Genomic DNA, 15404 nt, shown 5'->3' with positions numbered 1-15404 from the left:
CCTCCCGCAGGATCAACGGCCGAGGTACTCGAGCAGCAGCGTCTCCGCCAGCGCCGCCTTCGCGAGATCCGCCAGGTCGACGCTCTCGTCGATGCCGTGCATGCGGGAATCAGGGTCGGTGACGGCCGTCACCAACACCGTGGCCTGCGGGTGGCGCTCCGCGAACTCGGCAACGATGGGGATGCTGCCACCGCACCCCATGTCAACGGGGGCGACGCCGAACGCCTCGGTGAACGCGTCCCTGGCAGCCTGCGCGTGGGGGCCGCTGAGTTCGATGGCGCTGGACCCGCCCCGCTGCCCCGGTTCCACCCTGACGGTCGCGCCCCACGGCGCGTGAGCCTTCAGGTGACGATGGAGCGCCTCCTCGGCGGCGGCGGGGTCCTGTCCCGGTGCCAGCCGAATGCTCACCTTGGCGCTGGCGCTGGGGATCAGGGTGTTGGAGGCATCGGCGATGCGCGTGGTGTCGATGGCCAGCACCGACGCCGCGGGCTTGGTCCACAGGCGCTCCACCACTGAACCGTCGCCGATGAGTTCGACCCCCTCCAGCAGACCCGTCTCCCTCTGCAGTCGATCCATGGGGTAGTCCAGGTCCGGCCCCGGGCCCTGGACGAGACCCTCGATGGCCACGTTGCCACGGTCGTCGTGCAGCGTGGCCATGAGCCGGCACAGGGAGGTGAGGGCGTCGGGGACGACACCGCCGAACTGGCCGGAATGCAGGCCCGTCTTCAGGGTGTCGACGTGCACCACGGCGTCGACGACACCACGCAGTGTGGTGGTCAGGCTCGGTTCGCCGACGGCCCAGTTCACGGAATCGGCGATGACGTAGACATCCGCGGTGAGTTCGTCGGCGTACGCGTCGAGCAGTGCAGGCATCGACGGGGAGCCGATCTCCTCCTCACCCTCGATGAACAGCTTCACACCCACGGGGGGCTCGCCGTTGAACACCCTCAGGGCGGCCAGGTGGATGGCGATGCCACCCTTGTCGTCGGCGGCGCCCCGCGCGTACATGCGACCATCCCTCTCGGAGGGGACGAAGGCGGGGGACGTCCACGCCGCCGGGTCTCCGGTGGGCTGGACGTCGTAGTGCGCGTACAGCAGGATCGTGGGTTTACCCTCGGGCGCCGGATAGTGGCCGTAGACGGCCGGCTTGCCGCCTGCCTCCAGCATCCGCACCTCGGGGCAACCGGCGCGCGTCAGCAGGCCTGCCACGTGGTCCGCGGCGGCCAGCACGTCACCGTCGTGCTCCTCCTGTGAGGACACCGACGGGATGCTGACCAGTTCGATGAGGTCCGCAATGGTCTCGGGGAGGACTCGTTCGACGGCCCAGGCAAGGTTCGACATGGCCCTCACCGTACTCGTCAACAACCCCCACCGTTGGCCTGTCGGTAGGGTTGCGGGTACCCCGGACAACCAGCGACACGATGAAGAGGAACACCTTGAGCACCCAGAACCAGTGGTGGCGCAACGCCGTCATTTACCAGATCTACCCCCGCTCCTTCGCCGACGCCTCCGGCGACGGGTACGGCGACCTCCCCGGCGTCATGGACCGGTTGCCCTACCTCAAGGACCTCGGAGTGGATGCTCTCTGGCTGTCCCCCTTCTACCTCTCCCCCATGGCTGACGGTGGCTACGACGTCGCCGACTACACCGTGGTGGACCCCCTCTTCGGTGAGACGGCCGATGCCTACAGCCTCATCAGTGAGGCCCACGACAAGGGGCTGAAGGTCTTCATCGACCTCGTGCCCAACCACACCTCCGACGAGCACGAGTGGTTCAGGGCCGCGGTGGCGTCAGCCCCCGGTTCCCCCGAGCGGGCCATGTACATGTTCCGCGACGGCCGCGGCACCGACGGCGAACTGCCGCCCAACAACTGGAGCAGCGTGTTCGGCGGTCCGGGGTGGACCCGTCTGCACCGTCCGGACGGCACGCCCGAGCAGTGGTACCTGCACCTCTTCGACATCAAGCAACCAGACCTGGACTGGACCAATGAGCGCGTCCGCGTCGCCTTCGACGACGTCCTGCGGCACTGGCTCGAGGCCGGGGTCGACGGGTTCCGCGTCGACGTGGCCCACGGGCTCGTGAAGGAAAAGGGGCTTCCGGACCAGGAGGAGGTCACCGAGTTGCTCGGCACCAACATGGGGCCCATGTGGGACCAGGACGGCGTCCACGAGATCTACCGCCGCTGGCACAGGATCCTCGGCGAGTACGACGGGGAACGAGCGCTCACGGCGGAGGCCTGGGTACCGGACCTCGACCGCCTCGCCCGCTACGTCCGTCCCGACGAGATGCAGCAGGCCTTCAACTTCGACTTCCTCACCGCGCCGTGGGATGCCGCCACCTACCGCCGTGTCATCACCGACAGCATGGCAGCCAACGACGCCGTGGGCGCCCCCACCACTTGGGTGCTGAGCAACCACGACGTCATGCGGCACGCCAGCCGGCTGGGTCGCATCGACACCTCCGACCGCAACGGCGCCGGCCCCGGGGAGCCGCAACCCGACAACGCGCTGGGCCTGCGTCGGGCACGCGCGGCCTCACTCATGATGCTGGCGCTGCCCGGCTCGGCCTACCTCTACCAGGGCGAGGAACTCGGCCTGCCCGAGCACACCACCCTGCCGCATGAGTACCGCCAGGACCCGGTGTGGGAGCGCTCCAACCACGAGCAGGTGGGTCGCGACGGCTGCCGCATCCCCATGCCGTGGTCCGCTGACGCCCCGGGCCTGGGCTTCTCCCCCACCGGTGAGACGTGGCTGCCGCAACCCGAGTCCTACCGCGGACTCGCCGCCGACCAGCAGGTGGGGGTACCCGGATCGACATGGTCCCTGTACCGGGACGCTCTGTCGGCGAGGAAGTCCATGGCGCTGGGAGACGGGGCCCTGGAGTGGGTCGGTGGTTTCGGGGACGACGTCGTGGCATTCACCAACGGGGAGGTGACGGTGCTGACCAACGTCAGCGGCTCCCCCGTGTCGCTCCCGGACGGTGAGGTCCTGTTGGCCAGCACCGCGGTGGACCGCGAACTCCCCCGCGACGCCACCATCTGGATGAAGCGAAGCTGACGAAACCCTCGAGGCGCAGTGCACTGGGGGGGTGGGCAACCACCCCCCAGTGCACTCTGCCTCACAGCAACGCGGCCCCGACGGATGGAATGCTCAGCGGATGGGGAGCGTGACCTGCTGGTCGCCGTGGGTGGCCTGCACGGAGGGTTCCCCGTTCACCGAGACCACCAGCACCGAGTCCAGCGCGGCGTCGTAGGACAGCCCGAGCTCTGACTTGGCGCCCAGGATGGTCCCCGCCAGACGCTCCGGGGTCATGCGGTGGAGATCGAACACCTCGACGGGGGGTCGCTGACCGCGGCATTCGGTCAGGCTGTTGGCCGGATCGGCGACGTCGCGACGCCACAGGAGTCGGCACTCGGCATTCGTGCCGGGTTCCGGCACGAGTCCGACGAATGCCACTTCCCCCTCGAGGAAGAGGCTCTCCACACGCGTGGCCGTGGTGAGTTCAGCCAGCTCCTCCCAGAGGATCCGCAGCGTCTCAACGCTCCAGTCTCCGGGGAGGGCGTTCAGCTGCCGATTGTTGAGCAGGACGCGGGGGGCCTCGTCACCACATCCGAGGCGGGTCAGGATCGCGGTGCCCGAGGCAACCGTCGCGTCCGCCTCGTAGGTGTCGGCGGTGCAGTCCTCCACCAGGTGCGCGGCGCGTGCCAGAACATCGGACACGGGGAAGTCGGCGACCGCCATGGCGGGCGCCACAACGTCGAACGCATCTCGCTGGACGCGCTCCGGGAACACGTCCCATGGGGTTGCCCGCCCGTCCCGGATGAGCGAGACGAACACCCTGTCCTGCGACACCACCACGCGGGAGACCGGGCTCTGCTCCTGCAGGAGCAGGTTCTCGAGCCCGTCCCGTGCCGCGTCGATGGGACTGTCCTGTGAGCACCCCGCCACCATCATCAGGCATCCCAGCGCAGAGGCGCCGGCCACCAGAGCCCGTGACGGGCTCGTCGACCTCATCCGGCGGACAGCCGACGCCGCCAACCGGGCGCCGCGGCCCTCAGCCACCGAAGTGGTCGTTGATGATCCGGTTGGCGATGGCCTCGTTGGCTGCTTCCGTCCTCACGTAGGAACGGATGGTCTCACCCAGCTTTGTGGCAACTGTGGCGGTGGCCGTCGAGCCCTTGACGAGGCAGTCGCTGGCGACCCGGTCCCCCAGGGAGTTCAGGGCCGTGGACTGGTTGGCCGAGAAGCTGGGCAGCCTCAGGAACATCACCGGCAGCTCCGGGATCCCGGTGGCCTGCTGACCCAGAGGTGTCATGGTCTCCGAGATGCCGTCCCAGAAGTCGATGTGGTCCTTGAAGTACTGCGTGTTGTACGAGAGCTCGTCACGGGCGGCCGGGCCGTTCGACCCACCGTGCGCCGGGTCCATGGGCGCCGGCTGTGGCCAGCCCCCATCCCCGCTGGTCTCCCCCATCCTGGTGATCTGCCCGTCGAGGGCGGAGATGTTCAACAACGCCGTGATGGTGGACGTGAGATCGGATCCCATGGCCTCGGCCTGCTTGAGTTCGGCCTCCTTGAGCGTGTTGACGATGTTGGCCCCTGTCTCGATGAGGCCGAGCACCGCGTCCAGGCTGATCTCGGTGGGAATGCTCGTGAGGGTCTCGCTGTAGAAACGGTTCTGGTCCATGGTGAGGGTCGCGAACGCCACGAGACTCGACTTGAGGTGTTCCAGGAATCCGGCGCAGTTCTCCAGGAGCGCCCTGACAACCTCTGCTGTGGTTTCCGCGGCGGAGTTCTGCGAGCTGGCCGTGGCCTCGTAACCGCTGCTGGCCCGCGGGCTGCGCCACCCGTCCAGGCCCCCCGACGTGGGGATGTAGGCGGTGCTGGAGGGAATGGCCTGTGCCACCTGGGAGTCGAAGACGTCGACGATCCCCAGCCACTCACCCATGATCTCGCCGAGGTCCTTCGGCGTCGAGGCAATGTCTTCCGAGCGTGCACTGTAGACGTCGTCGTTGGTGGCGATGTCACCGAACAACACCTTGGCGGCGTCGCGTGCCTTGTCCGCGTCGGGATGAGGCACCTCCCCCACCGTGATCACACCCACGAACTTCTCCCACCATCTGGGCTTTGAGTCCTGGTAGAAGGTGGTGGCCCCGCCGTAACCGCCCGAGGAGACCATCACCTCCCATTGCGTGAGACGGCCGATGCTGGAGTTGAGCCGGTCGTAGGCCGGCAGTGCCTCCTCCGCCAGGTCCTGGTAGGCGTCCTGGAGGTCCTCGCACGCCTGGTTGATCTGAGAAATCGTGGTGGTGATGCTCATGGGATGTTCCCTTCAGTGGAGGATCAGCGGAGGAAGCGCAGCGCATTGCGCCTGTGCTCGTTGATTTCGGCAATCTCGGGTGCCACGGGCCGGGGCGAAACGAGGTCGATGGTGCGGAGGAACTCGCTTGCCACGTCGCTCAGTTCCTGGATGCCTGCCCGCTCCACCCAGTCCGGCTGGAACGCCAGGGTGGTGAACCGTCCGCCCGTGTATCCGACGAAGATCCTCTCCCGTGGGTCGATGACCTCGTCGAGTGGTGCGGGCGCCACACTCTCCCCGGCCGACACTCGTGCCCGCAGCCGCTTCGACTTCTCCCGCCAGAGGCTGAATTCGTTCCAGAAGCCGTTCCACTGCTGGTCCGGCATGGGGCCAACCATGGGGCCGAAGTCCTCCAGCGTCTCCGCCTGCTCATCCGTGGCCGGTGGCAGCCCCTCGACGATGAGTGCGGTGAGTGCCCGGGAGAGTTCGACGGCGCCCGGATAGAACGATCGCCACGTGTTGCCGAAGGCCACGGACTCGATTCCCTGCTCGCCCAGTCGCAGTGTGATGACCTCGTGCTCGTCGGTGTGGACACGCTCGCTCATGGGTGATGCGCCTTTCGGGTGCAAAAGATCAGGCTGGCGCCATCAACCTAACGGGTGGGCAGGTCAGCCGGTGCACCGCCGCCCTTCTGGGGCTCAGTCCTGCTTGTGCCAGACCTCAAGGCGCAGCGGCCAGCGCAGGCGCAGGCGGGCGCGAAGATTGCGCCGGAAGATGAGGAACCACCCGACCGCGAGGAACGTGATCCAGCAGGCGATGGCCCCCACGAGCAGCGTCCACCGCGGACCGAACGCGTCACCCACCCACCCGATGATGGGGGCGCCCAACGGCGTCCCGCCCATGAAGATGGCCATGTAGAGGGCCATGACGCGACCCCTGAACTCCGGCTGCGTGGACAGTTGGACAGTGGAGTTCGCCGTCGTCATGACGGTCAGGGCGAACAGTCCACACGGGATGAGCAGGAGGGCAAAAATGGAGTAGCTGGGCGCGAGGCCGGCCAGGAAGCAGGCGACGGAAAAGGCCCCCAGAGCTCCCAGCAGCGTGCGAAGGCGCGGCGTGCCCCGACGCGCGGCCATGAGCGCCCCTGCCAGGGTGCCGATGGCCATGAAGGAGCCCAGGAGGCCGAACTCCGCTGCACCCTTGCCGTAGACCTTGGTGGCCATCAGCGCCATGGTGATCTGGAAGTTCATGCCGAAGGTGCCCAGCATGAAGATCACGGCGAAGATGAGCACCAGGTCAGGTCTGGCCCGCACGTAGGCAATGCCCTCCGCGACGGTGCCTCGGGTGGTGCGGGGCGGTGACAGCAGCAACTCCGCCTCACGGATGAGGAACAGGCTCAACAGGACCGCACCGAAGCTCGCCGCGTTGATGGCCAGGGCGGGCGCCACCCCCCACAGCCCGATGACGATCCCCGCCAGTGCGGGTCCGAAGAGGCGGGCACTGTTGAACGACGCCGAGTTCAGCCCCACGGCGTTGGGGACCAACTCATGCGGCACCAGTTCGTTCACGAAGGCCTGGCGGGCGGGGTTGTCGAAGGAGACGGCGATGCCCTGGATGAAGGCCAGCAGGTACACGTGCCAGAGCTGCGCCGTACCGGTTCCCACGAGGATGAACAGCGCCAGGGCGTTCAGGGAGAGGGCAGCCTGAGTGATCTTGAGCAGGCGGACCTTGCTCATCCTGTCCGCGATCAACCCTGCGTAGGGGGCCAGCAGGGGGATCGGCAGGAACTGCAGTCCCGTCACGATGCCGAGCGCAATGGACGAGCGGTCGGTCAGTTCGGTGAGGACGAGCCAGTCCTGCGCCGTGCGGGCCATCCAGGTGCCGATGTTGCTCGCCAGGGCGCCCGCAGCGAAGCATCGGTAGTTGTAGATGCGGAGGCTGGCGAATGTTCGGCTCATTTCTCACCAACCCTATGCCTCGAAACAGCGGCCCCCCAGCTGTCTCACACGGCCAGCCCCTCACCCACGTCGGGCCCGGAAACGTGCACCACCCCCGGACGGGGCCGCGCAGTTCAGACGGCGAGCGCCGCCGGGAGGGTGCGCTGCCAGGCGTCGCGGAGCTCAGCCAAGGGGACGCTGAACGTCCCCACGAACTCGGCAACGTCGTCGCCCGTGACCTCACCCAGACGCGCCACGACAACATCGTGCTCGACACACAGTGACTCGAAGCGCTTGAGGTTCTGGCCCGAGAGGGACACCACGGCACGCGCCGCCGACTCCGAGAAGAGCGCCACGGTGGCGTCGTCGGAGGGCAGGGTGACAGCGAAGCCGCAGTCGTTGCGGAGCGCACACTCCACGATGGCCACGCCGAGACCACCCTCGGACAGGTCGTGCGCGGAGGTGAGCAGGCCCTCGTGGGCGGACGCCGCCATGACGCGGGCCAGCCCCTGCTCGGCGCGCAGGTCCACCTTCGGCGGCAGGCCCCCGAGGTGCCCGTCGTGCAGGGCGTCGGCCCAGATGGAGCCGGACAGCTCCTCGCGCGTGGCGCCCAGCAGGACGATGGCGTCGCCGGGGTGCGTGAAGCCGGAGCGGATACGGGTGGTGACGTCGTCGATGACGCCCAGCACACCCACGGTGGGGGTGGGCAGAATGGGCGTGGATGCCGTCTGGTTGTAGAGGCTGACGTTGCCGCCGGTGACAGGGACGCCCAACTGCTTGCAGCCGTCGACGAGACCAAGGATGGCCTCCACGAAGGTCCACATCACCTCGGGGTCCTCCGGGGAGCCGAAGTTCAGACAGTCGGTGATGGCGACGGGTTCGGCGCCGGTGACGGCCACGTTGCGGTACGCCTCCGCCAGCGACAGCTGCGCCCCCAGGTACGGGTTCAGGTGCGTGAAGCGGGAGTTGGCGTCCAGGGCCAGCGCGATGCCGAGCCCGGACTCCTCGTCGATGCGCAGCATGCCGGCGTCCTCGGGCTGGGCCAGGACGGAGTTGCCGCGCACGTAGCGGTCGTACTGGTTGGTGATCCAGGACTTGTCGGCGATGTTGGGGTGCGCCATCACCTGCAGCAGCGCCGAACGCAGCGCGTCGACGGTGTTGTCGCGGGGCAGGTCCTCGGCCCGGTCGGCGTTGAGGGCGTCAAGCCAGGTGGGCCGGTGGAAGGGGCGCTCGTACACGGGGCCGTCATGGGCGACCGTCTTCGGGTCGACGTCGACGATGGTCTCCCCGTGCCACTGGATAATGAGCCGGTCGCCCTCGATGACCTCACCGACGACGGTGGCAAGCACGTCCCACTTGGCGCAGATCTCCATGAAGCGCTCCACGTTGTGGGGCTCCACCACGGCCATCATGCGCTCCTGTGACTCGCTCATGAGGATTTCCTCCGGTGCGAGGGAGGGGTCGCGCAGCGGCACCCTGTCGAGCTCCACGAACATGCCACCGTCCCCGGCGGAGGCCAGCTCGGAGGTGGCGCAGGAGATGCCGGCGGCGCCGAAGTCCTGGATGCCGTTGATGATGCCGGCCTGGAACAGCTCGAGGGTGCACTCGATGAGGAGCTTCTCCATGAAGGGGTCGCCGACCTGAACGCTGGGCCTCTTGGCGGGACCCGTCTCGTCGAAGGTCTCGGAGGCGAGGATGGAGGCGCCGCCGATACCGTCACCACCGGTCGCGGCGCCGAACAGGATCACCTGGTTGCCGACGCCCGAGGCGTGGGCCAGGTGGAGGTCCTCGTGTCGCAGGACACCAACGCACAGGGCGTTGACGAGTGGGTTGCCGAGGTAGGACTCGTGGAACTGGACCTCCCCACCAATGTTGGGCAGGCCCAGGCAGTTGCCGTAGCCGCCCACGCCGGCGACGATGCCGGGCAGGACACGAGCCGTGTCGTCGGCATGCAGCGGACCGAACCGCAGGGAGTCCATGACACCGATGGGGCGGGCGCCCATGGCGAGGATGTCGCGGACGATGCCTCCGACGCCGGTGGCGGCGCCCTGGTAGGGCTCAACGTAGGACGGGTGGTTGTGGCTCTCCGCCTTGAACGTGACGGCCCAGCCCTGGCCGATGTCGACGACGCCCGCGTTCTCGCCGATCCCGGCGAGCAACGGACCGCGTGGGGTGTCCTGGCTGAGCTCTCCGAAGCGCTTCAGGTGCACTTTGGAGGACTTGTAGGAGCAGTGCTCGGACCACATCACGGAGTACATCGCCAGCTCTGCGCCGGTGGGACGTCGTCCGAGGATCTCGCGAATCTGTGCGTACTCCTCGTCCTTCACGCCGAGCGCCGCGTACGGCTGTGCGAGGTCGGGGGTGCTGATTGCATCTTCAACGGTGTCGGCCACGCGCCCAATCTACCGGTCCTGCGGGGTGAAGGGGACCGGCCGCTCCCTAGGATCACGACAGGCCCACCAGCGAAGGAGCAGACTCCCATGGCACAGCGGAAACGCACGACCCTGCCGAAGGACTTCCACGACTTGTTGACCACCGCCTCCACGGACGAACTGGTGGCGGTCTTCGACAACCGGGAGGTGGACGCCCATGACGGCTACGGCAAGAAGGCCGCACTCAGCTTCTACAACTGCTCCGTTGACCTGGCCCGGTGGTTGCTGGAGCATGGTGCCGACCCGAACACAGCAGACCGGGGCGGCCACACCCCGCTCCACCACCGGGGACGCGACCTCGAGGTCATGGCGCTGCTGCTGAACTCGGGCGCAGACATCTCTGCGCAGGACCACGTCGGCAACACGCCCTTGCATGCCGCTGCCAGAAGTCTCGATGCCGACGCGGTCACAATGCTGATGTCCCGCGGTGCCAACGTGCACGCGAAGAACTCACGCGGACAGACACCGCTGGCCGTGGCGCTGGAGATCGCCACCACCACCAGCCTGGAGCAGGCGCTTGCGGTCGCGGAACTGCTGCGCTCTGCTGGGGCAGAGGTGAGCGCCATCATGCGCGGCGACGTCGAGTCCGTGGGCCGGGACTGGGAGTTCTACCGCTCCCACGGTGAGAACGAACCCCATTTCGCCGCCCAGGAGCCGACGCTGAGGGCTCTGTACGAGCTGGTGGGGGCCACACCTGCTCGACCACACCGCGTCCATGACGGGATATCCCCCATCACGGTCACCGGGAGCGACCCAACCGACCAGCACCAGGAGCTCTGGGGACTGCTCGTACCGGGGACCGGTGCGAGCAGGACGGTGCAGGGCGAGGTGATCAGGATCACGGGGCGCGTGGCCATCGAGATCAACGAGAACGGCGGCATCAACTGGGACGCGGGTTTTCAGCTCATGCTGGCGGCGTTGATGATCCACCTCGGCACGGGGGTGCCCCTGCCCGCCCCCGCGCTCGCCGAGGCCAGACGTCTGGCGGTGGGACTGCGCACCGGGATTGGGGTGGAGGGCGACGTCCTGCGACTCGCGGAGCTGGGTGTCCAGTGGGTCCTGGCCAACCCTGATCCGACGGTGTTGCCGGCGCCTTCGTACCGACGCTGACCTCAGTGGAACCGGGCGTGCCTCGCCCAGATGAAGCAGTACAGCCCGTAGCAGGCAAACCCTGCCGCGATCGCCAGGAGGATGACGGGGCCGAAGGGAGCTGTCCGAACCGTCTGCAGTGCGGTGTCCAGGCCGCCGGCGGACGTGGCGTCATAGGTCCAGGCGGCCCACACGAACAGTGCCGCCACGATCATGATGGCGGCGCCCTTGCCCACGTGGCCGACGCGCGCCACCCACTTCTGTGCAGCCGACAGGGAGCCCTTCAACTCCTCCTCGTACTTGTCGCGAACGCCCTTCATGATCTGTGAGACGCCGACGATGCCGATCACCACGCCCACGAGCCCCACCAGGATCTGCCCGAAAGGCAGCGACAGCAGCGTCGCGGATGCTGTGTCCCCGCCGTCGCCCCCTGAACCGCCCGTGGCGATGCTGGCCGCGTTCCAGCCCAGTGCGCCGTAGACAGCGGCGCGGCCCACCGACGCGGCCCTGCGACGGGTGCGGACCGTGCCTGAGAGGTGCAGGTGACCCACGAACGCGCTGAGCAGCTGCCACAGCGAAATCACGAACAGGCCGAGGCTCGTGCCCCACAGCAGGAACGGCCCCAGTGGCGCACCGGCGAGCTCCCGCAGCGCCCCCGTCTGGGAGGCGTCCTCGGACGTGGCCCCGAATGCCAGCCGTGCCGCCAGGTACGCCACGAGGAGGTGGACGACACCGAAGGCCACCAGTCCCCCGCGCACCAGCCATTGGTAGGCGGTGGAGTCGCCCACCTCGTGTGCCTTGTCGCGGGCATCATCAAGGTCGGGTCGGTCCATCCCCGCAGCGTATCCGCCGGGAGCCGCCGCCACCCAACGCCCCACACGCCAGCGGGAGTGGCTCAGCCGAACCGGACGATGTTGTTGAGGATCTCTCTGGTTTCCCACCTGTAGCTGTACCCGCCTCCGGTCCTGGGCGATGCCACGACCACGCGGGCCTGGATCCAGCTCCGACATCCGTTGCGGCCAGTCTTCGGGGTGTCGCACTCGGTGCGCCACTGCCGTGCGTCGGCTGCGGTCCAGGCGCCATTGTTCGCCAACGGGTTGCTGCCCCACTGCTTGCGTGGAATCGGCATGTAGGTCAGGTTGTTGAACACCCAGCCGTTGGACTGGTGAAAAGTGGAGCCCCGCTGCTCCACCGTCGTGGCCCAGATGTTGGTGAAGCATCGGGTGGTGGTGGAGTACGGCTCACAGCGGGTGTCCCAGCGGCGCCCGTTCACGACGTGCTCGCCGGGAGTGGTGTAGACGTCGATGATTCCGCCGATGCCGCACGTGTGCCGCCACGTCATGGGCGCCACGTCGTCCTCGAAGAGGGCTGCCACGGTCACGGTGCCCGTCATCAGGGAGTGCTCCCCGGCGGGCATGTACTGGCCATTGACCTCGTACCCTCTGACGGGGTCGACTGCCTTCGGGATCACCAACTTGTCGTGGTAGGTGCCGGGCTTGTCCACGAACGTGGGCGCCGAGACGATGCCCTCGCAGGACTGCTTGACCAGCGGCAGCATCCAGCTCCTCTGGCCGGTGATCACCCAGCCCTGCTCCGCCTCAGCCGTCACCGTCGCGGTGCCCTCACCGTAGCTGTACCCGTAGGTGACCCCTGTGGTGGTGGGCAGGTCCAGGCGTGACTCGACGCGGCCGCACGGGATCAGGTATCTGGGCGTGCCGGTGGTGGCGAACTGGTTCCGCGTGACGTCGACGGCGCCCAGGAGGTCGGTTGTCGGGGTCGCGCCGGCCACCTCCCGGCCTGAGGTGTCCTTGCCCCTGAACCTCCAGGTGTAACTGCCGTTGGGTATACAGGCTCACCCTTGTCATCGCGGACGTCCCACACCAGACGCAGCGACCCGTCAGCGCTGGCCGGGGTGACGATGGTGCGCACCAGCGTGTTGTTGGCGTTGCGCAGCTCCAGGGTTCCGGGTGCCAACGGCGCTGAGAAGTCCAGTTCAAGTACCAACGGCTCCGAGATCGAACGACGTGGCTTGTCCCCGATCGAGCCCAGCAACAGCGCCGGAGTCCGCCCCCCGACAGCCGTTGGCTCGGCGGACGTGGGCGGCGACACGCAGCTCGGCCTCGCACTCGATGACCAACCGCCGCAGCGCCGGGGGCGCCGCGGGGTTCTCGTCCAGCCACGTGCGTGCACGGCCGAGGTGCGCGACGTCGGTGGGGAATCCACCCAGCACCAGGCGCCGGGCGATCTCGATGGGATGGTCGCGCCACACGTCGGGCAGCGATGCGAAGTACGGCTCCGCGAACACCTCCGTCAACGACTCCTGGCCCGGGGCGAAGATCCCGTCCAGGAGGGCGTCGACGTCATCATTGGTCTCCCCGTCGACGACGTGGGCTCGATCCCAGGCCTGCTGCTTCAGTGACTGCTCGGGCCGGGAGTACCACGCCCGCAGGTGCGCCACCCGGCCGGCGGCGGTGTCGTCAGCGGCCAGAGCCCCGTCGAGGTCGTCTGCAGACACCCTGCCCTGCACAGCCAGGGACTGCCAGGCGAGCCAGCGGAGATCGTCGGTGAGTCGCAGCCCCGCCAGCTCGCCGTTCAGGATCCATGTGACGTCCGACGGCGCCAGCGCGGCCGCGCGGATGTGGGCCTTGGCCCACTGCAGTTGGCGCATGGATCCGGGCTCGGAGTCCTGTGCCACGGCGCGGCAGGTGTCACGCCAGCGCTCTGCCAGTTCCGCGTCGTCGGGCACGAAGCGTTCCAGGGCGTCCTCCACGTGCCCGATGAGCGCCGCCAGCGTCCCGGTGCGGTCCTCCAGCGGACCGTGCTGGATGACGGCGGCCACGTAGTCCGCGACGTGCAGGCCCGTGTCGCGGACATCGGAGAACAGGGCAGCCCAGGACGTGGCGCGCACGAGGGGCTCGAGGTCGCTGATGTGGGACAGGAGCGCCTGCCTCGAACCGTCGTCGAGTCGGACACGGACGAAGGTCTGGTCCGTGTCGTTGGGAAGGATCGCGGCCGGGACGGGCTGCCCCGCGACGCCGGGGACCTCGGTGGCGTCGGCCTCGATGAGCACATCGTGCCGCGCTCGGAGTTGCAGGCGGCCGTCGACGAGGTCGTACAGACCGATGGTGGTGGCGTGGGGTCGGGTGCCGTCATCCATGGGGCCGGGTCCTCGCCGGATACTCAGCGTCTCCAGCAGGCCGCCCGACTCGAGGACGTCGGCGGTGAGCTCGTCGTGGCCGCGGGTCTTGAGCCACGCGTCGGCCCAGGACTGCAGGTCGCGCCCGGAGGTCTCCGTCAGCGCGGCCAGGAAGTCGGTGAGTGTGGCGTTGCCATAGGCGTGACGCTCGAAGTAGAGCCGGCAGCCTGCGAAGAAGGACTCGAGGCCGACGTAGTGCACCAATTGCGTGAGCGCGGATGCGCCCTTGGAGTAGGTGATGGCGTCGAAGTTGTTCTTGGCGGCCTCGAGGTCGGTGATGTCGGCCACGATGGGGTGCGTCGTCGGCATGGAGTCAGCCACGTGGGCGCGGGCCTTGCGGCCACCCGTGAAGTTCAGCCAGGCATCGTCGAAGCCGGCCGCCTCCTTCGACAGGTGGGCGCCCATGAATTCGGCGAAGGACTCCTTGAGCCACAGGTCGCTCCACCAGCGGGGTGTGACGAGGTCGCCGAACCACATGTGGCTCATCTCGTGGAGAATCGTGTTGGCGCGGGCCTGGTGCTGGGCGGGTGTGGCAGGGGAGCGGAAGACGTAGCCCTCGGTGTAGGTGACGAGGCCGGGGTTCTCCATGGCGCCGAGGTTGTACTCGGGGACCATCACCTGGTGGTACTTGCCCCACACGTAGTCACCGAATACGACGTCGAGGTGGTCGAGGCCGGATGTCGTGATCCGCAACAGTTCCTCGGTATCCAGGTACTGCGCCAGCGAAGCGCGGCACAACCACGCCAACTCGACGTCGCCGCGGCGCGACGCCCACTGGCCGTCGACGCGGTGGTAGGGCCCCGCCACCAGGCAGGTGAGATAGGTGGACAGCGGTGGGGTGGGGGCGAAGGTGACGTGGTCCATGCCGTTGCCCACGGGCTGCCGTGAAACTTCGGGCTGGTTGGACAGCAACTGCCATCCCGAGGGGCCCGTGAGTTCAAAGGTGAAGTGGGGTTTGATGTCGGGCTGCTCGAAGCACGGAAAGACGCGGCGCGCATCGGCCGGCTCGTACTGTGTGTAGAGGTAGGTCTCCCCGTCGACGGGGTCACGGAAGCGGTGCATCCCCTCCCCTGAACGGGAGTAGCGGCTGGCGCCCTGGACGTCGATCACGCACGGGACTCCCGTGGGGAGGTCCCGCAACCGGATCCGCGCCCCGTCGAACTCGATGGCGCGCGGCTGGCCGTCGACGAGCACGGCCGTGACGGCATCGCCCTGGTAGTCCAGCCACGTCTCCGGCTCGCTGGTGGTGAGCGTGATGGTGGTGTCCACGGGATAGGTCGGTTGCGACAGGTCCTCAGCGTCGCAGACGTCCACGCTGACGCGCTGATGCTCTATGTGGATGGCCCTGGCCCGGGCCGCTGTTTCTTCACGCGTCAGATTTGCTCCCATGCCATCCATCCAACCAGACGGCTTCGTCGCCCCACGCTCCCCGGGAGGCCATGTCGGGGTCCACGA

Annotated in this window: 12 protein-coding genes; 2 read left to right on the top strand and 10 right to left on the bottom strand. The window is 68.1% G+C overall.

Annotated elements, in window-relative coordinates; translation table 11 throughout:
* Positions 1-12 precede the first annotated feature (12 nt).
* The gene (locus EAX62_RS13390) at positions 13-1341 is read right to left on the bottom strand and encodes a dipeptidase (RefSeq protein WP_121902240.1); all 1329 of its coding nucleotides are present in this window, start codon (positions 1339-1341) and stop codon (positions 13-15) included.
* A gap of 95 nt (positions 1342-1436) precedes the next feature.
* Between EAX62_RS13390 and EAX62_RS13385 the strand changes: the two genes are divergently transcribed.
* Positions 1437-3056 (top strand): glycoside hydrolase family 13 protein, encoded by a 1620-nt coding sequence (locus EAX62_RS13385; RefSeq protein WP_233557964.1) that lies wholly within the window; start codon positions 1437-1439, stop codon positions 3054-3056.
* A gap of 93 nt (positions 3057-3149) precedes the next feature.
* On the opposite strand, the gene EAX62_RS13380 is transcribed toward EAX62_RS13385, so the two are convergent.
* The 5 genes from EAX62_RS13380 to purL all read right to left on the bottom strand — a co-directional run bounded on the left by EAX62_RS13380 (position 3150) and on the right by purL (position 9625).
* Positions 3150-4061 (bottom strand): spermidine synthase family protein, encoded by a 912-nt coding sequence (locus EAX62_RS13380; protein ID WP_147454107.1) that lies wholly within the window; start codon positions 4059-4061, stop codon positions 3150-3152.
* Positions 4054-5316, bottom strand: a complete 1263-nt coding sequence (locus tag EAX62_RS13375; protein WP_121902237.1) for a hypothetical protein — start codon at positions 5314-5316, stop codon at positions 4054-4056. Before EAX62_RS13375 ends, EAX62_RS13380 begins: the two co-directional genes overlap by 8 nt.
* A 23-nt stretch (positions 5317-5339) precedes the next feature.
* Positions 5340-5900 carry a hypothetical protein gene (locus tag EAX62_RS13370; protein ID WP_121902236.1) on the bottom strand — a complete coding sequence of 187 codons (561 nt, stop codon included), beginning with the start codon at positions 5898-5900 and terminating at the stop codon, positions 5340-5342.
* Between the two features lie 93 nt (positions 5901-5993).
* Positions 5994-7253, bottom strand: coding sequence for an MFS transporter (locus EAX62_RS13365; protein ID WP_121902235.1), 1260 nt, complete (start codon positions 7251-7253; stop codon positions 5994-5996).
* A 113-nt stretch (positions 7254-7366) separates the two neighbouring features.
* Positions 7367-9625: a phosphoribosylformylglycinamidine synthase subunit PurL gene (purL, locus tag EAX62_RS13360; RefSeq protein ID WP_121902234.1), complete on the bottom strand. Its 2259-nt coding sequence runs from the start codon at positions 9623-9625 to the stop codon at positions 7367-7369.
* An 87-nt stretch (positions 9626-9712) separates the two neighbouring features.
* Here purL and EAX62_RS13355 point away from each other — a divergent pair, with 87 nt between their 5' ends.
* Positions 9713-10774 carry an ankyrin repeat domain-containing protein gene (locus tag EAX62_RS13355; protein ID WP_121902233.1) on the top strand — a complete coding sequence of 354 codons (1062 nt, stop codon included), beginning with the start codon at positions 9713-9715 and terminating at the stop codon, positions 10772-10774.
* 2 nt (positions 10775-10776) lie between these two features.
* Here EAX62_RS13355 and EAX62_RS13350 read toward each other — a convergent pair whose 3' ends face one another.
* The 4 genes from EAX62_RS13350 to pepN all read right to left on the bottom strand — a co-directional run bounded on the left by EAX62_RS13350 (position 10777) and on the right by pepN (position 15338).
* Entirely contained in the window at positions 10777-11586 is an 810-nt protein-coding gene (locus tag EAX62_RS13350; protein ID WP_158600679.1) for a DUF1206 domain-containing protein, read from the bottom strand.
* Positions 11587-11648: 62 nt separating this feature from the next.
* Complete coding sequence (locus EAX62_RS16755) at positions 11649-12542, bottom strand: hypothetical protein (protein ID WP_158600678.1); 894 nt, start codon at positions 12540-12542, stop codon at positions 11649-11651.
* Positions 12452-12862: a FlgD immunoglobulin-like domain containing protein gene (locus EAX62_RS17555; RefSeq protein ID WP_407703340.1), complete on the bottom strand. Its 411-nt coding sequence runs from the start codon at positions 12860-12862 to the stop codon at positions 12452-12454. The genes EAX62_RS16755 and EAX62_RS17555 overlap by 91 nt, the downstream gene beginning before the upstream one ends.
* Positions 12747-15338: an aminopeptidase N gene (gene pepN / locus EAX62_RS13340; RefSeq protein ID WP_121902230.1), complete on the bottom strand. Its 2592-nt coding sequence runs from the start codon at positions 15336-15338 to the stop codon at positions 12747-12749. Before pepN ends, EAX62_RS17555 begins: the two co-directional genes overlap by 116 nt.
* Positions 15339-15404: the final 66 nt, after the last annotated feature.

This window comes from Tessaracoccus antarcticus (assembly GCF_003688855.1).
Classification (GTDB): Bacteria; Actinomycetota; Actinomycetes; order Propionibacteriales; family Propionibacteriaceae; genus Arachnia; species Arachnia antarctica.
The sequence above is the reverse complement of the archived record's forward strand: the minus strand, read 5'-3'. Positions and strand labels throughout refer to the sequence as shown.